This window comes from Halomonas sp. XH26 (genome assembly GCF_024138895.1).
Classification (GTDB): Bacteria; Pseudomonadota; Gammaproteobacteria; order Pseudomonadales; family Halomonadaceae; genus Vreelandella; species Vreelandella alkaliphila.
This window is the reverse complement of sequence record NZ_CP071889.1, coordinates 2,705,861-2,731,088: the sequence shown is the minus strand read 5'-3', so window position 1 is coordinate 2,731,088 and position 25,228 is coordinate 2,705,861. Positions and strand designations below refer to the sequence as shown.

The following is a 25,228-nucleotide window of genomic DNA, read 5'->3' as shown; positions in this document are numbered from 1 at the left end:
CTTCAGGCTGTGTCGTTGTTGTTTTTGCTAGACCGAGAGGTCGCTACGCGCTTTAGCGACCATAGCAGCCCCACGCCAGCGCCAAGGCCTATTACCGCCCACGCTAATTCTTGATGAGACGCCGCGGTGAATAGTGCGCCCAATTGGCTTCCTAGCAGTATTACTGCCGCGAGCCCAGGCACAATTCCCAAGGTCGAACCGATCATGTAGTCGCGAAAATTAAGATGAAACGCGCCGGCCAGCATATTGGTGAGCGTGAAAGGGGCTAAGGGCAACAGATTGATCACCGTCATGGTGCGAATGCCGCGCCTGGATAAGTAGCCGGAAAGCCCACGCAAATGGCGTCCGCCATAGCGCATTAGTGCATCGCGCCCCATCCAATGGCCTACCCAGTAAGACGCTACCGAAGAACTAAGCGTACCCAGCGTGGCATAAGCCAGTCCCCAAAGCGGTCCAAACAGTAGGCCGGTCAATACGACTAGCAGGCTTAATGGAAACATGATCAGTAGCGAGCCGGTATAAACGGCTATCACGGCGACAAACATCCAGGGAGCTTGCTTCCATTGACTGATGGTGGACGCTAGCTCGGTCAGGTGGGTTTCGGTGAGTAAGCCTTGCTGCTGAAGCCAGCGCCACATGATACCCAGCATTACTACTACAACGACTAGCCCAATGCCTTTTAGTAACGTGCGTGACATCTGTTTCCTCGTCGCTGGTACTAAAAAGCGACAGCATACGTTAGAGGCGTAACAGGATGAAATCATATTCGGCGTTTAAGCGCGGCTAATGAGACCAATTTAGTTAGTGGTAATTGCTGTCTGATAGGAATTTTTCCATTTTTCTTGCCATTTTGGTGCAGCCGTGAAGAATGAGGCGCCTCCACTGTTATACAAAAGGCGCGTTATATATGGATTTTACTCTTCCTCCTCTGTTGACGGCGATGGTTGATCGCGGCAACGGACTGCTATGGGGCAGTGTGCTGATCTACCTGCTGATCGGTGCTGGCCTCTACTTCACTATCATGACCCGCGGTATCCAAGTACGTTATTTCGGGCACATGTTCAAACTGCTGCGCAGTTCACGTCAATCTAACGGCGGTATCTCTTCTTTTCAGGCACTTTCCACCAGTCTGGCGGCACGGGTAGGTACCGGTAACCTAGCTGGTGTGGCGGTAGCGATTTATTTTGGTGGTCCCGGCGCGATCTTTTGGATGTGGATGACCGCCATGGTGGGTATGGCGACCAGTTTTGTGGAGTCCACTCTAGCCCAGGCCTATAAAGTTGATCACGGTGATAACACCTTCCGTGGTGGCCCGGCTCGCTATATTGAACGTGGCCTGGGGCTTCGCTGGCTGGCAGTGCTGTTTTCAATCTGCTTGATTATCGCGTTCGGGTTGGCGTTTAACAGCGTACAGGCCAACTCCATCGCCCAGGCCATGGAACAGGCATTTGCCATTCCCACCTGGGCCATGGGGTTAGTTCTGATGGCGGTGGTTGCGCCCATTATATTTGGCGGCCTGAAGTCGATTGCTAAAGTAGCTGAGTTAGTGGTGCCGCTGATGGCACTGTTGTATTTGCTGCTGGCTCTCACGGTGGTAGCGCTCAATATCAGCGATTTGCCCGCTGCCTTTATGACCATTATTAAAAGTGCGTTTGGTTTAGAGCAAGCGGCTGGTGGCGCAATGGGGTATGCCATTTCTCAAGCCATTATGAACGGTATTCAGCGTGGTCTGTTTTCTAACGAGGCGGGTATGGGGTCGGCGCCCAATGCTGCCGCGACCGCAAGCACTCGGCCAGACCATCCCGCTGCACAGGGCTTTATTCAAATGCTGGGCGTGTTCTTAGACACCTTGGTCATTTGTACTGCCACTGCGGCCATCATCATTATGGCTGGGCCTGAACTGCTGGCTGGCGAAGAAAACAACGGCATTCAGCTTACCCAAATAGCGCTCTCTAGCCATGTGGGTGATTGGGGCGGTATGTTTATTGCCGTGGCGATCTTGCTGTTTGCATTCACCTCGGTGATCGCTAACTACTCATACGGTGAATCTAATATTGAGTACTTGGCAGGCCGTCGCGCGCCTATTGCGGTGCTGATTTATCGCTTGGCGGTACTCGGCATGGTGATGATAGGCTCGGTTGCGAGCTTAGGTGCTATCTGGAATTTTGCCGATCTTTCCATGGGTATGATGGCAGTGATTAACTTAGTGGCTATTTTGCTGCTGTCGCCGATTGCCTTCGCACTGTTCCGTGATTACGACGCTCAGTTGAAAGCAGGTCAAGAGCCTGTGTTTGATCCCAGTAAATTCCCTAAATTGGTAAATAAAGTAGATCCTAGCGCGTGGCCAAAGCGGAAATAAACGCTATTTGTTGACGCGATAGACGAAAGCCCCGTTACTGCGAGCACAGCAGGGCGGGGCTTTTTGTTGTTTATAAATTCGATTTTTTCGAATGAGATAGGGGAAACGTTGCGCTTTTTTTAATCGAAAAGCGCCGTAAAATAGTAACCAGAGTTCCCACTAATACGTTAGGAAATTATCCATGTCCACACGTGCACTGCTTGTAACTTCTTCTATTTTAGGCGAAAACGGCCAGTCCAATGCGTTGGCCAACCATTTTGAAACCAAAACGGAAGCCCACGATGTAGTGGTTACTCATCGCGATGTAGTGGCTAACGCGTTACCGCACCTTGCGATCGAAGAGCTCGGTGCATGGCAGACGCCAGCAAACGAGCGCAACGCCGATCAGCAGGCACTAGCAGCTCACTCTGACGAATTGTTGGCAGAGCTATGGGCGAGTGATGTCCTGGTACTGGCGGTTCCGCTGTATAATTTAGGTATCCCGTCCCAGCTGAAAGCGTGGTTTGACCGCGTACTGCGCGCTGGTGAAACCTTCCGCTACACTGAAAATGGCCCGCAGGGTTTGCTTGAAGGTAAGCGTGCGATTATTTTAGCTGCTCGCGGTGGCCAGTACGCAGGGACTGAATTAGACAGCCAAACGCCACATCTTAAAGCCATGCTCGGTTTAATGGGCATTAGCGATGTGGATGTTGTCTTTGCGGAAGGCTTGAATATGGGTGACGCTAAGCGTGATGCTGCGCTAAAAGAAGCGTTTCAAGCGATCGATCAACTAGTCGAAACACTCTAGTAACACGTTGATTTACAAGAGGTGGTAATGCCACGCCCTGAACTGCTCGAACAGATTTATACCATTGTTGATCAGATTCCTGCTGGGCGGGTAACCACCTACGGGCGTATCGCGGCGATGACGGAAGGCGCCACGCCGCGCATGGTTGGCTCGGCGATGCGCCACTTACCAGAAGGGCATCAGCTACCCTGGCATCGCGTCATTGCTGCGTCGCTAACGCTAGCCGACCACGGCGGTGCTGACCGCCAGCATCAGAAACTGCGCGATGAAGGCGTTATGTTTGATAGCAAAGGGCGTGTGCCTGCCCATCTTGTCTGGCCTGATTGAGCCAACGCTGTAAGAGAGAGTTTCAGTTTGCGATGATTCAGGCTTTGCTGCTTATGTTTGCCAAGGGCGGCTACGCCGCCATCGCCGAGATGTCGGACCACCGATAAATCGGCCTCCCACAATAATATTGTGGGAGGCCGTGCACTTGGCTATTTTATTATCTCACACCTCTTACTCTTCCAGATTAGCCCCAGACTTCCAGGACCAGTCGCGCCAGCGCAGGTCAAATAGATCTTTGCGGCGGTCTTTCAAGTTGGTTACTGAGCCTTCGGCACGCACAACAGTAAGGCGAGTCAGGTCTAGGTCCGAGAAGAAGATCATTTCGGTGTTAGGCGTGGTTTCCGCTAGCACTGCATCGTGTGGGAAAGCGAAGTCAGACGGTGAAAACACGGCTGATTGGGCATACTGGATATCCAGGTTTTCAATCGAAGGTAGGTTGCCGACGCTGCCACACAGTACTACGTAGCACTCATTTTCAATGGCTCTTGCTTGGGCGCAGTGGCGTACCCGCAGATAGCCGTTTTTGGTATCTGTCCAGAACGGTACAAACAGTATATCCATATCCTGATCGGCTAGCAGACGGCCAAGCTCCGGGAACTCAACGTCGTAGCAAATCAAAATGCCCACGCGACCTGCGTCGGTGTCAAAGACCTGCAGGTTATCACCCCCTTCGATCACCCAGTCGCGGCGTTCTTGGGGGGTGATATGCAGCTTCGACTGCTTTTCGATTTCGCCATCCCGGTGGAACAAATAGGCAATATTGTATAGTCGGTCATCGTCACCGACTTCAATCATCGAGCCACCAACGATGTTGATGTTATACGACACCGCCATCCGCGAAAGCTCGCTTTTAAAACGCTCAGTGAAGCCTGCTAAAAAACGAATCGCGCCCATTTGATCCTGCTGGGCCGAGCGGTCTTGTAGGCCCATCAGTGGCGCATTGAACAACTCCGGAAATACCGCAAAGTCACTTTGATAATCTGATAATGCGTCAACAAAGTATTCAATTTGTTGAAGGGCTGCTTCCACTGAAGCGAATTCACGCATTTGCCACTGCACTGCTCCCACTCGTACCTGAGTCGGGCGGGTATCTAGCACGCTCTCAGCAGGCTCGAACAGGATGTTGTTCCACTCCAACAGAGTGGCATAGCCGCGAGACTGCTCATCTTCTGGCAGGTACTTACGTAGTAAGCGTTTTACTTGGAAGTCGTTAGCCAATTGGAACGACAAAATCGGATCGTAAATCTCTTTACGAGAGACTTTTTCGATGTACTCTGCTGGGGTGAGTTCTTGGGCGTGCTGGTGGTACTCGGGAATGCGTCCACCTGCCAGAATGGCACGCAGGTTATGCGAGCGGCACAACTCTTTGCGGGCTTCATATAAACGCCGACCCAGGCGGTAGCCACGGTAGTCGGGGTGGATCAACACATCCAGCCCGTACATGGCATCACCATCTTGGTCGTTAAGGATGGTTTCACGATGGCCGATCAGGTCGTCATATTTATGCGGGTTAGAAAACTCGTCGTAATCGACCTGTACCGTTAGCGCAACGCCCACCAGCGTACCATCGTCCTCAATGGCAATTTGGCCATCAGGAAATTCCTGAATGAGCTTGTCAATAGTGTGCTTTGGCCACGCACCGCCGATGTCGTGATATACCGCATCCATCAGCGTTTTGAGCTGGTCGTAGTCATCGCTGGTGAGGTTGCGAAGATTAAGGTGCAGTTCTTCTAGGGACATATTCAGGGGTTCCCAGCCGTCGAATGAAGTTAGCCTATTGTATCATTGCTGAGCGCTGCTCGTTTTATCCGTCGCGGGAGTGCGCACCAGGGGGCGTGTCAGCGTTTGCGCCATGATGACCCCCGCAAGGATGAGTAGCCCACCCATAAAGTGGAACCCTGCGATCTGCTCGCCTAAAAACGCCATGGCAATCAGGGCACTAAATAGCGGCATCAAATTGATAAATATACTCGACTGGTTCGCGCCGATTTGGCGCACCGCGCGCATCCATAAAAAAGTGGTAATGATGGATGCGGGAATGCCTGCGTAAAGGATCAGCCATATATTGTGGCTATCTACCGGTGTCATCGGGCCCATTAAATAGGGCGGCAATAGGAATAAAACCGCAAAGCAGACCTGGGCATAGAGCATTACCCAAGGAGGTAAGTTCATCGCCCAGCGCTTCAGCATTACACCGTATAGGGCGTAGCAGGTGGCAGCAATCACCATCAATGCGTCGCCGGCGGCTACCTGCAGTTGCAGCAGAGACAAAGGGTTGCCTCGCCCAAGCAGTACCGTGACGCCAATGAATGCCAGAACGCCCCCGGCAATACCGCCTAACGTAGGCGGCTCGCGCAAAATAAGAGCGCTTAATAGTACGGTGAGAAGCGGCACCATAGCAGCCAAAATGCCCATATTAGTAGCAGTCGTTGTTTCCGCCGCCATATACGCCAACCCTTGCCACAGCCCCATGCCAAGTAGCCCCAGCAACGCCAGTTTCGGCCAGTGGCGGCGTATTTCATCGCGATGACGTAATGCCGCAGGAAGCACAAACGGTGTCATTACCGCCAGTGCCAGCAACCAACGTAGAAAAGCGATACTGCTGGGCGCAATGGCACCCACTGTTAATTGGTTAATTGTCATATTCCCTGACCAAATCAACACAGTGGCCAGTGGCGGTAAAAAGTAAATCAATGGCATAGCGCGTTCCCTTATCGTTAGCCTGGTAATGTGACGTGCTTTCGCAAGAGGAGCAAGTGCTTTGCCACAAAGGTTGATGGTTTCGCAAGGCGGCTAAAGGGTGACAGATTAAGGGGTGTAAAGGACTGTACGTGAGGCGGTGTATGTCATACGCTTGTTTGAATGTGCTTAATAATATAAAGGAGTACCGTGATGAACCATACGCCCGCATACCCGCATCTGTTTCGACCACTGACCGTTGGCCATTTAACGCTGCCTAATCGTGTGTTGATGGGGTCAATGCACACCAATTTAGAAGAAGCTCCCAACGGCTTTGAGCGTCTAGCAGCCTTCTATGCTGAACGCGCTCGTGCGGGTGTCAGCCTGATTGTGACGGGCGGTATTGCTCCGAATGCTGAAGGCGCTGTGTTCCAAGGGGCTAATGCCCTTACCGACGAGTCTCAGCTAGCTGAGCATAAGTGCGTGGTTGACGCTGTGCACGACGCGGGCGGGCATTTGTGTATGCAGATTCTCCATGCCGGGCGCTATGCCTATTCACCTGAACTGGTAGCTCCCTCTGCGCTGCAGGCGCCGATCAACCCGTTTATGCCTCGGGAACTTTCAAGTGACGAGGTTGAGCAGCAGATAGACGACTATGTGCGCTGTGCGCAGCTTGCCCAGCAGGCGGGCTATGACGGTATTGAGGTAATGGGCTCTGAAGGTTACTTGATCAACCAGTTTATTTGTCGTCGCACCAATCAGCGTGATGATGCGTGGGGCGGTGATTTTGAGCGACGTATTCGCTTCCCGATCGAAATTGTGAAACGCATTCGCGCGGCAGTGGGCGAGCGTTTTTTGATGATCTTTCGCCTATCGATGATTGATCTGGTGGAAGAAGGCAGCACGTGGGAAGAAGTGGTGCAACTTGGCCAAGCCATTGAAGCTGCGGGCGCGAATGTGATCAACACTGGTATTGGCTGGCACGAAGCTCGGGTGCCAACCATTGTAACCAGCGTGCCTCGTGCAGCGTTTACCGAAGTTACTAAACGCATTAGATCGGCACTATCCATCCCGCTGATTACCACCAACCGTATCAATATGCCCGAGGTGGCGGAGCGTGTGTTGGCTGATGGGCATGCGGATATGGTGTCGATGGCACGCCCGTTTTTGGCTGACCCTGAATGGGTGCGTAAAGCCAAGGCGGGTCTTTCAGACGAAATTAATACCTGTATTGCCTGTAACCAAGCCTGCTTAGACCACACCTTTATGGGCAAGCTCACATCGTGTTTGGTTAACCCCAGAGCGTGCCATGAAACCGAGCTGACCCTCGAACCCACGCAAACACCCAAGCGGGTAGCGGTTGTCGGCGGCGGTCCCGCGGGGCTTGCCACCGCCGTGGCCGCTGCTAGCCGGGGGCATCATGTGGTGTTGTTTGAGCGACGTAGCGAGTTGGGTGGGCAGTTTAATTACGCCCGTAAAATTCCCGGTAAAGAGGAGTTCAACGAAACGTTGCGCTACTTCCGGGTGATGTTAGAAAAACACGCGGTAGATGTTCGCCTAAATACGGCGGCTACCCTCGATACACTAGCTGAATTTGACGAGGTGGTGATTGCCACCGGCGTTACCCCCCGTGAGCTTGCGCTACCGGGGGCCGATCATGCCAGTGTGCTTAGCTACGCTGAAGCTATTGAGCACCCTGAACGTGTGGGCCAACGTGTAGCGGTGATTGGCGCTGGTGGTATTGGCTTTGATGTATCAGAGCTGCTCGCTGACCAGGGACATCCTGAAATGGATGTGGCAGCCTGGTGTGATGAGTGGGGCGTTGACCTTGCCGTGGGCGATCGTGGCGGTCTAAAGCCGCCAATGCCGCCAGCGTCTCCCCGTGACATTATTATGCTTCAGCGTAAAAGCTCTAAGCCAGGTAAGAACCTGGGCAAAACCTCGGGCTGGGTACATCGTGCATCACTAAAACAGCGGGGAGTTAAAACCCTGACTGGCTGCGAGTATTTGAAAATCGATGATGCCGGTCTTCACATTCGCCGCGATGGCGAGGAGCAGGTGCTGGCGGTGGACACTGTCGTGGTATGTGCTGGGCAGGAGTCGGTTCGCGAGCTTATCGCGCCCTTAAGCCAGGCGGGAACATGCTTTCATGTGATTGGCGGTGCCGATGAAGCTGCGGAGCTAGACGCTAAACGAGCCATCGATCAAGGCACGCGTCTTGCCGCTTCCCTGTAGCGATAGGGCCAAGCGAGTCAGGCGGGTGACGTAAGCGCTGCAATGGCGATAGACTGGTCGATCAAGGTGGCTGTTAACCACAGTTAACAAATTAAGGCGCGAGTGGCACCCAGCTCGCGCCGTAAGATCGTCAGATAAAAGGACTATCGTCATGACCTCGGAGTGTACCCCACGATTTTTAGCCAGTGACAACACCTCAGGTATCTGCCCAGAGGCTATGGAATACCTGCTTGAAGCCAATCAAGCTGATGATTTGGCCTACGGCAATGACCGTTGGACTGCCCGTGCCGCAGATCGTTTTCGTGAAATGTTTGACTACGATTGCGATGTTTTTTTTGTGTTTAACGGTACTGCAGCAAACTCACTGGCACTTTCTGCAATGGGGCGCAGCTACCACAGCGTTATTTGTCATGAACTGGCCCATATTGAAACCGATGAGTGTGGTGGCCCTGAGTTCTTTTCTAACGGCGCGAAGCTGCTGACCTCGCCAGGGGCTAACGGTAAGCTAACGCCACAGGGCATTGAAGCGCTGGTCACTAAGCGTAGTGATATTCACTATCCCAAGCCTAAAGTAGTGTCGCTTACCCAAGCGACAGAAGTTGGCACGGTCTACTCTCGGGAAGAGTTACTGGCAATACGTGCCATGGCAGACAAGCACGATTTACGCTTACATATGGACGGCGCGCGGTTCGCCAATGCCTGCGCTGGTCTTAATGCAAGCCCCGCTGAGCTAACGTGGCAGGTAGGCGTCGATGCGTTGTGCTTTTCAGGAACCAAGAACGGGCTAGCGTTTGGTGAGGCGATTCTTTTTTTCAACCGTGATTTGGCTGAGGACTTTTCCTACCGTTGCAAACAGGCAGGTCAACTGGCTTCGAAAATGCGCTACGTTTCTGCCCCATGGCTAGGGTTGTTGGAAAGCGGCGCGTGGTTAACCAACGCTGAGCATGCCAATGCCATGGCACGGTATTTATCCGAAGGACTGCAAGCACTCCCTGGCGTTTCACTGATGTTTCCGACTCAGGCGAATAGTGTTTTCGTTGAGTTTCCTCCTCATGCTATCGAGGCGTTGAAAGCCAAAGGCTGGACCTTCTATACCTTTATTGGAGCGGGTGGTGCGCGTTTTGTTTGCGCTTGGAACACTACCGTTGAATTGCTGGATCAACTGTTGGCAGATGTAAAAGAAGTGCTGGGATAATACTGCCTAAACGGTGCCTTCTCGACGCGTTGTTACCCGCCATAGCGCCGCCTTTCAGGCGGCGCTATGCGTTCTGAACACTGTTTTTAGGGCCATCGCACATTCAACGCAACTTAATCTCTCCTACCGTGCTCAAATTATTAAACATTGTGCGTTGAAGGTTTAGTCATCACTTTTTGCTAATGCTGACTACGCTGATAGAGCAACACCTCGTATTGCGCACCGCTTGATGTTTGGGCTTGGCGGTAGCTGCTGGGGGATGGGCCACAGGAGAGTTCCATGAGCATCTTTGATCACGTTCAAGACCGATTTGCCCGCGTTCAGCAAGAAGACATGAGCCTAGAGGAGTATTTGGCGCTTTGTCGCCGTGATCCAAAGGTTTATGCCAGCGCCTCGGAGCGTATGCTGGAAGCCATTGGCGAGCCTGAAGTGATCGACACGGCGAAAGACCCGCGTCTATCACGCATTTTCTCGAACAAGGTGATTCGCCGCTATCCTGCTTTTGCTGAATTCCATGGCATGGAAGAAGCTATCGAGCAAATTGTGTCGTACTTCCGTCATGCCGCGCAGGGATTAGAGGAGCGTAAGCAAATCCTCTATTTACTAGGGCCAGTAGGTGGTGGTAAATCGTCGCTGGCTGAACGCTTGAAGCTGTTGATGGAACGTATCCCGTTCTATGCCATTAAAGATTCACCCGTGTATGAGTCACCGCTAGGGCTTTTTTCGCCGGAAGAAGATGGTGAGCTTCTGGAGCAAGAGTACGGCATTCCCCAGCGCTATCTGCGCAGTGTTATGTCGCCATGGGCGGCGAAGCGCTTAAAAGAAGCGGGCGGCGATATTTCTCAGTTCCGGGTGGTGCGTCTTTATCCCTCGCGGTTAAATCAAATTGCCATCTCCAAAACTGAGCCTGGCGATGAAAATAACCAGGATATCTCGTCGTTAGTGGGTAAAGTCGATATTCGTCAGTTGGAGCTTTACTCGCAAGATGACCCCGATGCCTATAGCTTCTCTGGTGGGCTCTGCCGCGCTAACCAAGGGTTGATGGAGTTCGTTGAGATGTTTAAAGCGCCGATTAAGGTGCTGCATCCATTACTTACCGCCACCCAAGAAGGTAACTACAACCCTACCGAAGGCATGGGGGCAATTCCCTTTGACGGTGTGATTTTAGCCCACTCAAACGAATCGGAATGGCAGGCGTTTCGCAATAACCGCAACAACGAGGCATTTTTGGATCGTGTCTATATCGTCAAAGTGCCTTACTGTCTGCGGGTCTCCGAAGAGATCAAGATTTACCAAAAGCTGCTCGAAGACTCCTCGCTTAACGCAGCCCCTTGCGCCCCTGATACGCTGCGTATGTTGGCGCAGTTTTCAGTGCTTTCGCGGCTAAAAGTGCCAGAAAACTCCAGCATCTACTCCAAGATGCGCGTTTATGACGGCGAAAACCTGAAAGACACCGATCCTCGAGCAAAGTCGATCCAGGAGTATCGTGATGCGGCGGGGGTGGATGAGGGCATGCAGGGGTTGTCTACCCGTTTCGCCTTCAAGATACTTTCTAAAGTGTTTAACTTCGATGGCACTGAAGTCGCCGCGAACCCTGTGCATTTGCTGTATGTGCTAGAGCAAGCATTAGAGCGCGAGCAACTGCCTTCAGAAGTATTTGAGCGCTATATCGGCTTTATCAAAGAGTTTCTGGCACCGCGCTATGTCGATTTCATTGGTAAGGAAATCCAAACAGCGTACCTGGAGTCTTACAGCGAGTATGGGCAGAACATCTTTGATCGCTACGTAACCTACGCGGATTTTTGGATTCAAGATCAGGAGTATCGCGACCCCGAAACGGGCGAATTGTTGAACCGTCAGTCACTGAATGACGAGCTCGAAAAAATTGAGAAACCAGCAGGCATCTCTAACCCGAAAGACTTCCGTCACGAAGTGGTTAATTTCGTATTGCGGGCGCGTGCACAAAACAATGGCATGAACCCCAGCTGGCAGTCTTATGAAAAGCTCAAAGGCGTTATCGAGCATAAGATGTTTGCGAACACTGAAGAGCTATTACCGGTTATTTCGTTTAATGCGAAGGCGTCGAAGTCGGATCAGAAGAAGCACGAGGACTTTGTGGCGCGCATGGTGGATCGTGGCTATACCGAGAAACAGGTTCGGTTGCTTTCCGAGTGGTACCTACGCGTGCGCAAGTCCCAGTAGCGGATAATCGGGAGGTCGTATGACCTACTTTATTGATCGAAGGCCTAACGCTAAGCATAAAAGCGCGGTCAATCGGCAGCGCTTTTTGGAACGTTATCGCAAACATATCAAGCGTTCGGTGGAGGAGGCGGTTAACCGCCGCTCCATTACCGATATGGAGCGAGGGGAAAAGGTATCCATTCCTACCAAGGATATCTCTGAACCGGTGTTTCAACATGGCCCGGGCGGTGCGCGCAATATCGTATCGCCCGGCAACAAGGAGTTTTTAGAAGGAGATAAAATTCGCCGCCCTGGTGGCCAGGGCGGCGGAGATGGCGCGGGCGAAGGTGGTGCTTCCAATCAAGGCGAGGGTGACGACGAGTTTGCTTTTACCCTGAGCCGCGAGGAGTTTTTGGAGTTTGTATTTGATGGTCTTGAGTTGCCTAATTTGCAGCGCAAGCCATTGAAGTCACTCGAAGAGATAAAAATGGTGCGTGCGGGGCTCGCGCGTGACGGGGTGCCGTCGCGAATTAGCATCACCCGATCAATGCGGGAAGCTTACGCACGTCGCATTGCCATGCGTGCCCCCATTAAGCGAGCGTTGAAAGAGGCTCAAGAGGCGCTCGCCGCAGAAGAACGCAAGGATCCGGTGCTGCGCAATCCGGCGAGAATAGTTGAGCTAAAGGCAGAAATAGACCGCTTGGAAAAGCGCATTGAGGCGGTGCCATTTATTGACACCTATGATCTGCGTTACCACCAGTTGGCAGCGCAGCCTCAGCCTTCCAGTCAGGCGGTGATGTTCTGTGTCATGGACGTTTCTGGTTCCATGACCCAAAACCATAAGGACATTGCTAAGCGGTTTTTCCTATTACTTTATCTATTTTTGGAAAAGCATTACGAGAAAGTAGAGCTGGTATTTGTGCGCCACCACACGGCTGCGCGGGAGGTAAACGAGGAGGAGTTTTTCTATTCCCGTGAAACTGGTGGCACCATCGTTTCCAGCGCGCTCACCCTGGTAAATAAAATCATCGAAAAACGCTATCCCGCTGGTCAGTGGAATCTGTATATCGCTCAGGCATCGGACGGCGATAACTGGGATGATGATTCGAATATTTGCCGAGACTTACTGGTTAAACAGCTCATGCCGCAGTTGCAGTACTACGCTTATGTGGAAATTACTCCCCATGAGCATCAGTCGCTATGGCATGAATACGAAACGGTCGCCGCGCAATTTCCCGAACGGTTTGCGATGCGCCAAATTGTCGATGCTGGGGATATCTACCCGGTCTTCCGTGAGCTGTTTAAACGTCGGTTGAGTCAAGAGCAGTAACGCGAACCGAGGAGTACGCCATGAGTGTAGCCCGTAAGCCAATAGCGACTGGTTCCGACTGGAATTTTAGTGTGTTGGAGCGCTTCGACGAGGAGCTCGCTAGGCTCGCCGATGAGTACCGCCTAGATACTTATCCCAATCAGATAGAAGTGATTACCACTGAACAGATGATGGATGCCTACGCGAGCGTGGGGATGCCGGTAGGTTATCACCACTGGTCGTTTGGTAAGCAGTTTCTTGCCGTTGAACAAGCCTACAAGCGCGGCCAGATGGGGCTTGCCTATGAATTGGTGATTAACTCCAACCCATGTATTGCCTATCTAATGGAAGAGAATACGTTAATGATGCAGGTATTGGTCATTGCGCATGCCTGCTATGGGCATAACTCTTTCTTTAAAGGCAATTACTTGTTCCGTGCCTGGACCGATGCCGACTCCATCGTTGATTACCTAGTATTTGCTCGTAAGTATATTGCTCAGTGCGAAGAGCGCCACGGTGTCCATGCTGTAGAGCAATTGTTAGATGCCTGTCACGCTCTCCAAAACTACGGTGTAGACCGTTACAAGCGCCCCTCACCCATTTCTGCTGAAGAAGAGGTAAGGCGTCAAGAAGAGCGCGAAGCCTACCTGCAGACCCAGGTCAATATGTTGTGGCGCACGATCCCTGGCGCGCCCGATGGCGTTTCTCCACTGCCGGGTAGCCTGCACAGCGAGGCAGATCCACTTGGCCTGCACAGAGGCGGTATTTATCCCTCAGAGCCACAGGAAAACTTGCTCTACTTTATTGAGAAAAATGCGCCGCTTCTAGCTCCCTGGCAGCGCGAAATTGTGCGTATCGTACGTAAACTGGCGCAGTACTTTTACCCCCAGAGACAAACCCAGGTGATGAACGAAGGATGGGCTTGTTTCTGGCACTATACGCTGATGAATCGTTTATACGATGAAGGGAAAGTCGATGAAGGCTTGATGCTGGAGTTTTTGCAATCCCATGCCGCGGTTATCAATCAGCCAGGCTTTGATAGCCCACACTACAGCGGCCTTAATCCCTACGCGTTAGGGTTTGCGATCTTTATGGACATTAAGCGGATTTGTGATGCGCCAACGGATGAAGATCGGGAGTGGTTTCCCGATATTGCGGGTAGCCCGTGGCGCGATACCGTTGAGTTTGCAATGCGGAACTTTAAGGATGAGTCGTTTATACAGCAGTTTTTATCCCCCAAGGTAATACGCGATCTCAAGCTGTTCTTAATTGTTGATGATGATCAGATGGAAACACTGGAAGTCGCAGCAATTCATAATGAGCGAGGCTATCGGCGAGTGCGTGAGGCGCTGTCAACTCAATATGCGCTATCGGTGCGTGAGCCCAATATTCAAGTTGTCGAAGCGGCTATACGCGGGGATCGTTCGTTGACGTTACACCATGTACAAGATAGCCGTCGGCCCCTTGGTCGCAGCGTATATCCGGTGATTCGCCATTTGCAGCAGCTATGGGGATTTCCGGTGCATTTGGTCTCAATGGAAGAGGGGCGTGTGACGCGCCGTTACCAGTGGCCGATTGAGGAGGAAAACAAAGAGGTGAGTTAAGGTTAAATAACTACCCCGCGGCAAGCGCGGGGTAGTGGTCAAGCTTGGTTGTTTCACCAAGATCAGTTGGCTACTAATATTAGCCTTTGGCAGTCCAGGACTGACACCAGCCGCCTGCTTCAACGCTATTTTGCGGGAACAGCTGGCAACCTGCGGTTTCTGCATTAAAGAACATGCAGTTTGAGCACAGCTCCCCTTCCTCGTAGGCCGGGTGGTCGCTTGCGTCACTGGCTACTTCTACGTAATTAAGTGCCTGGGCAGTAGAGTTAGATGGGTCAAGGCGAGGCAGTTCCTGGGCAAAAGCAGTCTTTGACAGGATGCCAGCACCAAATGGCAGGGCGGCTAGACCCATTACGCTATTACGCATGAACTTACGACGGCTCTGATTGGCCATGGTGTCTCCTTAGCGTCACGGTTTGACGTTTTTTTGCTTATGTTATTGGGTGGTGAACCACCTCTAATACTCCGACAGAGCTAATAAGCCGGAGTTCTCTAAGCCATGCTAGCGCATGCTCAAAATTAGTGCGAATAACCTTATGAAAAGCGCGACAATTAACCACGTCACTGAGTGGTGCTTGGTCTTATCAAGCAGCCTGTTATACTCGCCTCTGATTGCTGATTAGATTGTTGTTAACGCTATTGTTGGGGGTGCTATGCAAAACGCTGTGATTTTAATCAATACTGAGAAAGGCCAGGTAAAAGCAGTCGCCGAGCGCCTTGCTGATGTAGACGGTATTAGTGAAGTCTATTCGACGTGTGGTCGCTATGATTTGGTCGCCATTGCCCGGACCCCTGATTTTGAAAGCCTTGCAGAACTGGTCACGGAACGTCTAAACGCTGTCGAGGGTATTAGCGATACCGAAACGCTGAATGCCATGCAGGTGCACTCCCGTCACGACCTAGAAACGATGTTTTCCCTGGGCTGGTAACCAATAAATTACCTGACATAAAAAGCAGGATGCAGAATCATTATTGTAGGGAGTAAGTCTGTTGGGGAAATCGCTTTCGCGCTGGCGTCGTCAGGGAAAACGCCTGGGTATCGCTGTGCTTTTTGTCATAGTAGGAACGGGGCTTTGGGAGTTTCAGGAGCGTCAGCATCAGGATGACTATACCTGGATGGGTGTGCCTACCTGGGATGGGTTTCAGCTAACAACGTTTCACCGTGTGCTGAGAAACGATGGCTTCTTAGCGGGATGGTCTGATGTGCGGGTAAACCCACTTTGGGTCAGTTATCAAGTTGAAGCGGTGTCCGATGATACTCGTATTGGCCCACGGCCTAATTTTAAGGCCGACTGGCGAACGTTATGGCCAATAGGTACGGATAGCTATTCCGGCAGTGGCTATGATCGCGGACACTTGGCACCTAACTATGCCATTGCAGCGGTGCATGGTCGTAACGCTCAGGTCGATACCTTCTTGATGAGTAACATGACGCCTCAGCGACCTAATCTGAATCGCCAGCTTTGGCAGCGTCTTGAAGAGTCGGTGATGGATCATTTTGCACCGCGCTTTGATCGCTTGCAGGTGATTACTGGGCCTATTTTTCCTGAGCGCTACATGGACAATGTGTTTAATCGCGTTGGTTTTGTGGAAGTGCCAGAAGCGTTCTATAAGATCATTGTTGTGCCGGATGAAGAGGCTCCGTTGGCGCTTGCCTTTATCATGCCGCAAGACGTTCGTGGTAATGAACCGTTAGATGATTATCTGGTAACTATCGATGAGATCGAGTCGCGCACAGGGCTAAACTTCTTCCCTGATTTAGCGGCAGAGCGTGAAGCTGTATTGGAAGGGCAATTGCGTACTCAAGGCTGGGCACTAGAAGAAGTATCGCGTCGTCCTGGGCGTTTCCAATAATGCAAAAATACCGCGATGGCGAAGACGGTCGCTTGAGCGGTGTTTTTTTGAGCGGATCTTTCTAGGCAGGATTTTCTGAATAGTATTTTCTGAATAGGGAGGGGCTAAACAAATAGTCTAGATAGATAGTGGGAGCATCAAGCAGGAAGCGTTGAAGTTAGTTGCTGAACGGCGAGTGGTGAAGTGTTGATCAGCGCTGATGTAAACTGAATCTATGAAATGGTGCCCAGGAGAGGACTTGAACCTCCACGACCATACGGTCACTAGCACCTGAAGCTAGCGCGTCTACCAATTCCGCCACCTGGGCATATCATATTTCGCTACTGATCTTACTGCTGTTTGTATTCGTATGGTGCCCAGGAGAGGACTTGAACCTCCACGTCCATACGGACACTAGCACCTGAAGCTAGCGCGTCTACCAATTCCGCCACCTGGGCGAATACAAACGTTTTGCTAATACTTTATCAATACTATTTCTAAATAGTACTGCTTGCCGCTACACCATTTTACACCATGAAAAGGGGATAACATGACATAAGGTGGTGCCCAGAAGAGGACTTGAACCTCCACGTCCATACGGACACTAGCACCTGAAGCTAGCGCGTCTACCAATTCCGCCATCTGGGCAAGTGGCGCGTATGATACCGAGGCCACGCTTAAATGCAAGACCCGGTAACTGTTTTTTATCATTAAAATCGTACAATTGCCGTGCTAGGTGGTTGGGTGATTGAGCGGGCAGCGCTATAATGCAGTTATGACCAAACCAAACATGATGTTTTTCAGTCGATCAATGGCTGAATCCCCCCGCCCGCAGCGCACTGCGCCTGCGCAAACTGTCTGCCTCCCGCAAACGCAATCAAGGATGTTGATCGCATGAAGTACTGGACGTTGAGTGATGATCCGCACGCCGAGCGCGAGGCGCAAAAGTATGATAATCCTGCGCCCAGCCGCGAATATTTATTAGCTGCCCTGGAAACGTACGGCAAGCCAATAACCCACGAAAATATGAGCCGCATGCTCGGCATTGAAGATGAAGATCATCTTGAAGCTATTCGCCGTCGTATGGCTGCCATGGAGCGTGATGGTCAGGTGCTGCGCGATCGACGCGGCGCTTATGCACTAATTGATAAACTTGACCTTATTAAAGGGAAGGTACTGGGCCACCGAGATGGTTTTGGCTTCCTACTGCGTGATGATGGTAAAAAGCCAGACTTAGTATTGCCCCCTCGTCAGATGCGCCGTGTTTTCCACGGCGATTATGTGCTGGCGCGTGTTAGTGGCCGCGACCGCCGCGGTCGTGATGAGGCGACTATTGCCGATGTGATTGCGAGAAATACCCAAACGATTGTGGGTGTATACCGTAGTAATTCACCTGAGTTTGGTGTGCTGATTCCTGAGAATCCCCGCATTACCCAGGAAGTTATCATTCCTCATACGGCAAGCGCTGGCGCGAAAGATGGGCAGGTGATATCAGCGAAAATCGTTCAGCAGCCGGCTACGCGAGTTCAGCCAGTTGGTGAAGTTATCGAAGTGCTGGGTGAACGGATGGATCCTGGCATGGAAATAGATATCGCGATTCGTAGCTACGATATACCCGCTGAGTTTCCGCCAGAAGTGCTTGACCAAACCAGCGGTATTTCAGCAGAAGTATTAGAGGAAGATAAGCAACACCGTGTCGATCTGCGTGAGATTCCGTTGGTCACCATTGACGATGAGTCCGCCAAAGACTTTGACGATGCGGTATGCGCTTGGAAGACCAAGTCGGGCAGTTGGAAGCTGCTGGTAGCGATTGCTGATGTATCGCACTACGTGCGCCCGGGGACTGCGCTTGATGATGAGGCGCGTACGCGGGGGAACTCGGTGTACTTCCCAGGCCAGGTTGTGCCGATGCTGCCTGAGCTGCTCTCAAATGGCTTGTGTTCGTTAAATCCCCAAGTAGATCGCCTTGTGATGGTTTGCGAGATGAATATCTCCAAGACGGGCGCTATTAGCCGCTACTCATTCTATGAGGCGGTAATGAACTCCCACGCTCGCCTGACCTACAATAAAGTGGCGGCCATCCTCGATAAAGAGAGTGATGAAGGGGAAGCGCTGCGCAATGAGCACAAGGCGCTAGTGAAGCCGTTGCAAAATTTGCACGAGCTTTATGGCCTGCTGCGTAGTGCCCGAGAAGAGCGTGGTGCGATTGATTTTGACACCACCGAAACAGCGATTATCTTCAATGATGAGCGCAAGATTGAAAAAATTGTCCCGCGTACTCGCAACGATGCTCATAAGCTAATTGAGGAGTGTATGCTGGCGGCCAATGTGGCTACCGCGCGCTTCCTGGATAAGCATGACTTGCCCGCTCTTTACCGTATTCACGAGCGCCCGACCCCGGAACGTCTTGATAAACTGCGTCTGTTCTTGAGTGAGCTGGGGCTTTCCGTTGGTGGTGGCGACATGCCGACGCCTCAAGACTATCAAGCGTTACGTGAGGCGATTATTGATCGCCCAGATGCTGACATCATCCAAACTGTCATGCTGCGCTCAATGAACCAGGCGGTTTATTCGCCCCAGAATGAGGGCCATTTTGGCTTGGCTTACCAGGCCTATGCGCACTTCACTTCACCGATTCGTCGTTACCCTGATCTATTGGTGCATCGCGCCATTCGCTCAGTCATTCGCGGGCCACGGCAAACCAATACGGTTGTTCGGGTAGAAGGCGCGCCGGTTGATCCGCCAAGCAAGTGGTGCCCTTATACCTTCGAGCAAATGCTTGAGTTGGGTGAGCACTGCTCAATGACCGAGCGGCGGGCTGATGAAGCAACCCGTGATGTTGAAAGTTGGCTTAAGTGTGAGTTTATGTCCGACAAGCTGGGCGAAACGTTCGAAGGTACTATCGCCTCAGTGACTCAGTTTGGCTTGTTTGTGCGACTGGATGACTTCTATGTCGAAGGGTTGGTGCATGTCACCTCGCTGCCCTCTGACTACTACCACTATGAGGCAGAGAAGCATCGCCTCAAAGGTGAGCGCACAGGCACGACCTACCGCTTGGGTGACGGGCTTACGGTTCAGGTTGCGCGGGTAGATATGGATGATCGTAAGATCGACTTTGGTTTAGCTGACGAGAAACCCCGGCCACGCCGCCAGCCGCGCAAACGCCGCGGTGGAGAAGGTGGTGCTGGAGTAGAAGGGGGAGCTAGCAAAGCAGCATCAGCTGATAAGCAGCCGACGCGCCGTGGGCCAAGACGCACGCGTAATGGCCCGCGTAAACCATCACCGAATAAGGGTTGAGCATGAAATCGTCGTCTCGACGTAGCTCGCGTCCGGCTGTTCGTACTCCGGATGGGCTAGACCAAGTGTATGGCGTTCACGCCCTGGAAAGTCTGCTGGAACGGGGCGAAACGCCCCTTGAGTTGTGGGTGCAGCAAGGAGCGGGTAACCGCTTGAAGGAAGTGGTTGCGAGCGCTCAGGCTCGTGGTGCGCGGATTAAAGAGCAGTCTCGCGACTTGCTGGATCAGCTTACGCAGGGTGCGGCCCACCAAGGAGTTGTGGCATTTTGCCCGCCGCTGGTTCCCGAAGGGGAAGAGTCGTTGTGGTTGAAGCTACGCGCATGGCAAGCGTCTGCACCTCCGCTATTGTTAGTGCTGGATGGTGTTACCGATGTCCATAACTTTGGTGCGTGCCTGCGCAGCGCGGATGCCGCCGGTGCTCACGGTGTGATTGTGGCTAAGGATAAAGCCGCGCCGCTGAACGCGACGGTGCGGAAAGTGGCTTGCGGCGCAGCCGAGGTGGTGCCTGTTTATCAGGTTACTAACCTATCGCGTACATTGGCTAAGCTAAAAGATGCCGGTGTATGGATTACTGGTACTGCTGGTGAAGCTGAGGCTAGCCTGTTTGAGATTGATATGACTGGCCCGACTGCATTAGTGATGGGCGCTGAAGGGAAGGGCATGCGCCGGTTAACCAGGGAAGCCTGCGATAACTTGGCAAAGTTGCCTATGGCCGGACAGGTGTCCAGCCTGAACGTATCGGTCGCGACAGGCATTTGTTTGTTTGAAGCTGTTCGGCAGAGGCGGCTTGCAAGTTAAGCACTAGCCCACTAGAATGCTTGCGCCCGTTTAACTTTAAGCGGGCGCTCGTATTGGTTAACAGTTAATACGAAAAACAGTTCTGCTTGATGCCCCAAATGACATCGTTCGCGGTGAGCAACGGGCATTTCAGTTAACTCCTTGCTTCCCTGTCGTCATTGATACAGCTGTGTCAATACACACCGGAAGCTGTCAAACCGCAAGGAGATTCCATGCGTCATTATGAAATCGTGTTTATGGTCCACCCGGATCAGAGCGAGCAAGTGCCGGCTATGGTCGAGCGCTACACCAGCATTGTTACCGAAAACGGTGGCACTGTGCATCGCTTGGAAGATTGGGGCCGTCGTCACCTGGCTTACCCGATCAACAAGATCCACAAAGCCCACTACGTGCTGATGAACGTTGAGTGCACCGGCGAGACTCTCGAAGAAATCGAGAACATCTTCCGTTTCAACGACGCCATCATCCGCAGCTTGGTTGTTCGCTGCAAAGAAGCGATCACCGAAGCTTCTCCGATGATGAAGCCGGCAGAAGAAAAGCGTCCGCGTCGCGAAGATAAACCGCGCGCAGAAGAAGCTGAAGAAGAAACTGCCTAATTTCATCCACCGCACGTTTTAAGGAGCTAGTCCATGGCACGTTTTTTCCGTCGCCGTAAGTTTTGCCGCTTCACTGCTGAAGGCGTCAAGCAGATCGACTACAAAGATCTCGATACGCTGAAGGCTTACATCACCGAAACCGGCAAGATCGTTCCGAGCCGTATTACCGGCACCAAAGCACGCTATCAGCGTCAGTTGGCGACTGCTATCAAGCGTTCGCGTTACCTGGCACTGCTGCCCTACTCCGATAGCCATCAGTAAGCGTTTAACGTGATGCTGGCACTGGCGAGATGGCTCATGCGGAGCACGCCCTATGCCATTGGCGGGGCGGCGTTAGCGACGCTAGTGCCTTGGCTGTTCTGGTTAGGGGCAGCCATCGCCGCGCTAGTTACCTTACGCAAAGGTTTTGCACCTGCGCTTCCGGTAATTATCGCTGCTGCACTACCTGCGGGTTTCTGGTGGTCTCAAGGTGACGTCATTCCACTTGCTAGCGTACTGCTAGTAACGCTGATGGCGGTTATCCTGCGTGAGAGGATGCGTTGGAGTGAAGCGTTAATCGTTGGCACATTGGCGGCAGCGGTTATGGTTCAACTCGGCATCTTTATACCGCCAGGTGGAACAGAGTTGATGCTGGAGCAACTGCGAGCAAGCTCTACTGAGATTGATCGCATGCTGACAGAGTTTGCTAACCAAGGTATTGATGCACCCACGCTCGCCGCTATGGTGATCGGTGGTGTAACAGGCTTGGTGGTATTGTTGGCCGCTATTGCGTGTTTGGCTTTGGCGCGAAGCTGGCAAGCTGGGCTTTATAACCCAGGCGGCTTCCGCGAAGAGTTTCACGCACTGCGCCTATCGCCCAAAGAGCTGGCTGTTTTAGTCGTGCTTGGTGTGGGGGGTATGGTGTTGGGAGCGCACGCTCTGGCAATGCTTGGTTGGATTCCACTGCTGGTAGCTGGCATTGCGCTAGTGCATGGGTTTATTGGAATAAAGGGGATGAACGGGCTGTGGCTGGTGGCATTTTATGTGCTACTGATCACGACCTGGCCCACGATTCTCATTGTGCTGCTGTTGGGGCTGATTGATACATTCGCGAACGTTCGCGCACGCCTTGCCCGCAGCAACTGACAAGAGGTTTACGAGATGGAAGTCATTCTGCTCGACAACATTGGTAAGCTGGGCGGCCTGGGTGACAAAGTCACTGTAAAGCCCGGTTATGGTCGTAACTATTTGGTTCCTTACGGCCTAGCCGTGCCGGCAACCAAAGATAACGTTGAAGCATTCAAAGCCCAGCGTGCTGAGCTTGAAGCCCAAGCCGCTGAGCGTAAAGCAGAAGCTGAAGCGCGTGCTGAGCAGCTTAACGACATCGAATTGTCGTTGGTTTCTAAAGCAGGCGATGAAGGCAAACTGTTCGGTTCTATCGGTCCTCGTGACTTGGCCGACGCTATTTCCTCTGCTGGCATCGAAGTTGCCAAGAGCGAAGTACGTATGCCGCAAGGTCCGATTCGCCAAACTGGCGAATACGACATCGCTCTACACCTGCATGCAGAAGTAGATGCTGTTGTTCGCGTGGTTGTTGTCGCAGAGTAAACGCTCTCGCCAACGCTGACGCCTCAAAGGGCGCGGGTCTTCCCGCGCCCTTTGTCTTTTTAATCTAAACCGTCCTAAGCGCGGTCAAAAACGTTTGAGGTGTGGGTCGAATTTTTTTGAACGTCGCTTGGCGTAGATAGGTCGCTTATGGTGGGTTTGAGATTGTCCCGCTAAGATAGTCATCGTTATTGGCTACGCTTTATGATTAAGGAGCTCACTATGCAGGACCAGCCTTCTGCTGATCAGGAAACGGCAGCGATAAAGCTGCCGCCGCACTCTCTTGAGGCGGAGCAGTCGGTGCTAGGTGGGCTAATGTTGGATAACCAAGCCTGGGACAATGTCTCGGAACGGTTGGTGGCGGATGATTTTTACCGCTATGAGCATCGCTTGGTATTCAATGTGATGATTCATTTGGCCGAATCCGGGCAGCCGCTTGACGTTATAACGCTGTCAGAGGCATTAGAAGCGCGTGATCAGTTGGATACGGTGGGTGGTTTGGCATTCTTAGCTGAGCTGGCCCGCAACACGCCTTCTGCCAGTAATATTCGTGCTTATGCGGATATCGTTCGCGAGCGGGCAACGCTGCGTAAATTAATCCGTGCGGCCAATCAAATTGCTGACGGGGCGTTTTCGCCCCAGGGCCGTCCTGCTGATGAGCTGCTTAACGAAGCTGAGCGACTAGTCTTTCAGATTGCCGAAGAGCGGCCGAAAACGGGCGGTCCTATCGGCATGAGTGAACTGCTAACCAAAGCCGTTGATCGCATTGATGAGCTGTTCAACCTAAAGGGTGAAATGACAGGTCTCTCCTCGGGGTTTCGTGACCTCGATGAAATGACTTCAGGCTTACAGCCCTCAGATTTGGTAATTATCGCGGGCCGCCCGTCAATGGGTAAAACCACGTTTGCCATGAACTTGGTGGAGCACGCGGTTATTGCTAGCGATAAGCCGGTGATGGTGTTTTCCATGGAGATGCCGGCAGAATCTCTGATGCTGCGTATGCTCTCTTCGTTGGGTCGGATTGATCAAACCCGTGTGCGTTCGGGGCAGTTGGAAGATGAAGATTGGCCGCGACTGACGTCAGCGGTCAACCTGCTCAAAGACAAGCAGCTATTTATCGATGATACTGCGGCGCTTTCGCCTAATGAAATGCGCTCACGCCTGCGCAGAGTGGTGCGTGAGCACGGCAATATGGCGCTGATCATGATTGACTATCTGCAGCTAATGCAAATTCCTGGCTTCTCTGAAAACCGTACCGGTGAGATATCGGAGATTTCCCGCTCGCTGAAAGGGCTGGCAAAAGAGTTTCAATGCCCTGTTGTAGCACTTTCACAGCTTAACCGTTCGTTGGAGCAGCGCCCCAACAAGCGTCCTGTCATGTCGGATCTGCGTGAATCCGGCGCGATTGAGCAGGATGCCGACGTCATTGCGTTTGTTTACCGAGATGAGGTGTATAACCCTGACAATCCTGACAACCAAGGGATTGCCGAGCTGATTATAGGTAAACAGCGTAACGGGCCTATCGGTACGGTACATATGGCCTTTATTGGTAAATACACACGCTTCGAAGACCTTGCGCCCGATAGCTATGGCGAAGCGTTCGGCGATTAACTTGAGCGTTAGGGGGGAGAACGTATAATGCTCCTCCCCGACCAAGCAGATAGACAGGAGTAGCAAATGGCAGGTGGTTTTAGACGTGGTAACCGTAAACGTCTTCCTAAGCTGGAAGGCCGTGGGGAACTGCAGTCACTAGAGCGAGAAGGGCCATTTAAAGAGTGGTTGGGAATGCCTGACCTCTACCGTTACTTCCTGGTAGTGGAAGGGGAAAAATATAGCTACCAAACTGAAGATTCAGAACTACCGGTAACGGTGGGCGATAAAGTAGTTTTCCGTTACAAGGAAACTAAAGGCGGCAACTGGATAGACCGCAACTCGTTAGGTAAAGCAATCGACCCCTCTGAGTATCAATAATTCGACGAATAAGTTGACGTTTTGGTCAGGAACTCTTTTGTGATGTTGCCGTCGTAGGCAGTTAGTGCCAAGGTAATAAAATTGTCATGGGGTATCGTCATGCTGTGCCCCATGATGATGAACAATCACAGGAGGGAACCATGGAACTTAAAGAACTGAAGCAATTTGTTGCGGGTCACGATAATTTTGAAATACGCGTTATCACGCATTCGGGCAGCCGCTTTTATCAACTAGAGCTTGAAGATGTAGAGGGCGAGCGGCATATGTTGACCCAGCGCGGTAAGCCAATGCTGTTTCGCTCGCTAGATGATGTTTATCTTGAGCTAAAGCGTGCAGGCATTCACCGTGCTTACTTAGTACAGCATGTACCCCAGGATGAAGTGATTGGACGCGATGCTCATTACAGTTCGCCGTTAACATCACGTATGCCGCTAGTGTTTTAACACTACAAGCATTGCAACATCCTATGGCGTC

The 25,228-nt window shown here is 52.2% G+C and carries 23 protein-coding genes and 3 tRNA genes; 19 read left to right on the top strand and 7 right to left on the bottom strand.

The features are described from left to right. Nucleotides 1-2: 2 nt before the first annotated feature. Nucleotides 3-698 carry a TVP38/TMEM64 family protein gene (locus J4377_RS12495; protein WP_253485787.1) on the bottom strand — a complete coding sequence of 232 codons (696 nt, stop codon included), beginning with the start codon at nt 696-698 and terminating at the stop codon, nt 3-5. Nucleotides 699-907: 209 nt separating this feature from the next. Between J4377_RS12495 and J4377_RS12490 the strand changes: the two genes are divergently transcribed. The 3 genes from J4377_RS12490 (at nt 908) to J4377_RS12480 (ending at nt 3,473) form a co-directional block, all read left to right on the top strand. Further along, nucleotides 908-2,359, top strand: coding sequence for a sodium:alanine symporter family protein (locus tag J4377_RS12490; RefSeq protein WP_038477018.1), 1,452 nt, complete (start codon nt 908-910; stop codon nt 2,357-2,359). A 181-nt stretch (nt 2,360-2,540) separates the two neighbouring features. Continuing rightward, nucleotides 2,541-3,146: an FMN-dependent NADH-azoreductase gene (locus tag J4377_RS12485; protein WP_253485786.1), complete on the top strand. Its 606-nt coding sequence runs from the start codon at nt 2,541-2,543 to the stop codon at nt 3,144-3,146. A gap of 27 nt (nt 3,147-3,173) precedes the next feature. Next, nucleotides 3,174-3,473: an MGMT family protein gene (locus J4377_RS12480; protein WP_038477012.1), complete on the top strand. Its 300-nt coding sequence runs from the start codon at nt 3,174-3,176 to the stop codon at nt 3,471-3,473. A 171-nt stretch (nt 3,474-3,644) separates the two neighbouring features. Here J4377_RS12480 and J4377_RS12475 read toward each other — a convergent pair whose 3' ends face one another. Together J4377_RS12475 and J4377_RS12470 are read right to left on the bottom strand one after the other, a co-directional pair. After that, nucleotides 3,645-5,213: a carbon-nitrogen hydrolase family protein gene (locus tag J4377_RS12475; RefSeq protein WP_038477009.1), complete on the bottom strand. Its 1,569-nt coding sequence runs from the start codon at nt 5,211-5,213 to the stop codon at nt 3,645-3,647. A gap of 42 nt (nt 5,214-5,255) precedes the next feature. Beyond that, entirely contained in the window at nt 5,256-6,173 is a 918-nt protein-coding gene (locus tag J4377_RS12470; protein ID WP_253485785.1) for a DMT family transporter, read from the bottom strand. Nucleotides 6,174-6,365: 192 nt separating this feature from the next. Here J4377_RS12470 and J4377_RS12465 point away from each other — a divergent pair, with 192 nt between their 5' ends. From J4377_RS12465 to J4377_RS12445, 5 genes are all read left to right on the top strand, one after another. Beyond that, nucleotides 6,366-8,387, top strand: coding sequence for an NADPH-dependent 2,4-dienoyl-CoA reductase (locus J4377_RS12465; RefSeq protein WP_253485784.1), 2,022 nt, complete (start codon nt 6,366-6,368; stop codon nt 8,385-8,387). Nucleotides 8,388-8,538: 151 nt separating this feature from the next. Beyond that, nucleotides 8,539-9,582: a low specificity L-threonine aldolase gene (locus J4377_RS12460; RefSeq protein WP_038476998.1), complete on the top strand. Its 1,044-nt coding sequence runs from the start codon at nt 8,539-8,541 to the stop codon at nt 9,580-9,582. A 279-nt stretch (nt 9,583-9,861) separates the two neighbouring features. After that, nucleotides 9,862-11,784 carry a PrkA family serine protein kinase gene (locus tag J4377_RS12455; RefSeq protein ID WP_038476995.1) on the top strand — a complete coding sequence of 641 codons (1,923 nt, stop codon included), beginning with the start codon at nt 9,862-9,864 and terminating at the stop codon, nt 11,782-11,784. Nucleotides 11,785-11,803: 19 nt separating this feature from the next. After that, complete coding sequence (locus J4377_RS12450) at nt 11,804-13,093, top strand: YeaH/YhbH family protein (RefSeq protein ID WP_038476992.1); 1,290 nt, start codon at nt 11,804-11,806, stop codon at nt 13,091-13,093. A 20-nt stretch (nt 13,094-13,113) separates the two neighbouring features. Next, nucleotides 13,114-14,676: a SpoVR family protein gene (locus tag J4377_RS12445; protein ID WP_038476989.1), complete on the top strand. Its 1,563-nt coding sequence runs from the start codon at nt 13,114-13,116 to the stop codon at nt 14,674-14,676. Between the two features lie 79 nt (nt 14,677-14,755). Here J4377_RS12445 and J4377_RS12440 read toward each other — a convergent pair whose 3' ends face one another. Next, nucleotides 14,756-15,070 (bottom strand): high-potential iron-sulfur protein, encoded by a 315-nt coding sequence (locus J4377_RS12440; RefSeq protein ID WP_038476986.1) that lies wholly within the window; start codon nt 15,068-15,070, stop codon nt 14,756-14,758. A gap of 259 nt (nt 15,071-15,329) precedes the next feature. Here J4377_RS12440 and J4377_RS12435 point away from each other — a divergent pair, with 259 nt between their 5' ends. Further along, entirely contained in the window at nt 15,330-15,605 is a 276-nt protein-coding gene (locus J4377_RS12435) for an Lrp/AsnC family transcriptional regulator (protein WP_009721675.1), read from the top strand. A gap of 61 nt (nt 15,606-15,666) precedes the next feature. Further along, nucleotides 15,667-16,530, top strand: a complete 864-nt coding sequence (locus J4377_RS12430) for a DNA/RNA non-specific endonuclease (RefSeq protein ID WP_038476982.1) — start codon at nt 15,667-15,669, stop codon at nt 16,528-16,530. A 220-nt stretch (nt 16,531-16,750) separates the two neighbouring features. Here the strand turns inward: J4377_RS12430 and J4377_RS12425 are convergent. From J4377_RS12425 to J4377_RS12415, 3 genes are all read right to left on the bottom strand, one after another. Continuing rightward, nucleotides 16,751-16,837, bottom strand: a tRNA-Leu gene (locus J4377_RS12425). A gap of 43 nt (nt 16,838-16,880) precedes the next feature. Then, a tRNA-Leu gene (locus J4377_RS12420) sits at nt 16,881-16,967 on the bottom strand. A gap of 103 nt (nt 16,968-17,070) precedes the next feature. Beyond that, a tRNA-Leu gene (locus J4377_RS12415) sits at nt 17,071-17,157 on the bottom strand. Between the two features lie 246 nt (nt 17,158-17,403). On the opposite strand from J4377_RS12415, the gene rnr reads away from it, so the two are divergent. The 9 genes from rnr (at nt 17,404) to J4377_RS12370 (ending at nt 25,197) form a co-directional block, all read left to right on the top strand. Further along, nucleotides 17,404-19,806, top strand: a complete 2,403-nt coding sequence (rnr, locus tag J4377_RS12410; RefSeq protein WP_038476979.1) for a ribonuclease R — start codon at nt 17,404-17,406, stop codon at nt 19,804-19,806. A 2-nt stretch (nt 19,807-19,808) separates the two neighbouring features. Continuing rightward, on the top strand, nt 19,809-20,603 hold the full coding sequence (gene rlmB, locus J4377_RS12405) for a 23S rRNA (guanosine(2251)-2'-O)-methyltransferase RlmB (protein WP_038476977.1): 795 nt from the start codon (nt 19,809-19,811) through the stop codon (nt 20,601-20,603). Between the two features lie 212 nt (nt 20,604-20,815). Beyond that, nucleotides 20,816-21,199 carry a 30S ribosomal protein S6 gene (rpsF, locus tag J4377_RS12400; RefSeq protein ID WP_009721681.1) on the top strand — a complete coding sequence of 128 codons (384 nt, stop codon included), beginning with the start codon at nt 20,816-20,818 and terminating at the stop codon, nt 21,197-21,199. 33 nt (nt 21,200-21,232) lie between these two features. Further along, nucleotides 21,233-21,460 (top strand): 30S ribosomal protein S18, encoded by a 228-nt coding sequence (gene rpsR / locus J4377_RS12395; RefSeq protein ID WP_009097135.1) that lies wholly within the window; start codon nt 21,233-21,235, stop codon nt 21,458-21,460. 12 nt (nt 21,461-21,472) lie between these two features. Beyond that, nucleotides 21,473-22,324 (top strand): hypothetical protein, encoded by an 852-nt coding sequence (locus tag J4377_RS12390; protein WP_038476971.1) that lies wholly within the window; start codon nt 21,473-21,475, stop codon nt 22,322-22,324. Between the two features lie 15 nt (nt 22,325-22,339). Continuing rightward, nucleotides 22,340-22,786: a 50S ribosomal protein L9 gene (rplI, locus tag J4377_RS12385; RefSeq protein WP_038476968.1), complete on the top strand. Its 447-nt coding sequence runs from the start codon at nt 22,340-22,342 to the stop codon at nt 22,784-22,786. 219 nt (nt 22,787-23,005) lie between these two features. After that, nucleotides 23,006-24,394, top strand: coding sequence for a replicative DNA helicase (dnaB, locus tag J4377_RS12380; RefSeq protein WP_009721684.1), 1,389 nt, complete (start codon nt 23,006-23,008; stop codon nt 24,392-24,394). A gap of 66 nt (nt 24,395-24,460) precedes the next feature. Next, nucleotides 24,461-24,754: a hypothetical protein gene (locus J4377_RS12375; RefSeq protein ID WP_009721685.1), complete on the top strand. Its 294-nt coding sequence runs from the start codon at nt 24,461-24,463 to the stop codon at nt 24,752-24,754. Between the two features lie 140 nt (nt 24,755-24,894). Further along, nucleotides 24,895-25,197, top strand: coding sequence for a DUF6482 family protein (locus J4377_RS12370; protein ID WP_038476962.1), 303 nt, complete (start codon nt 24,895-24,897; stop codon nt 25,195-25,197). Nucleotides 25,198-25,228 lie beyond the last annotated feature (31 nt).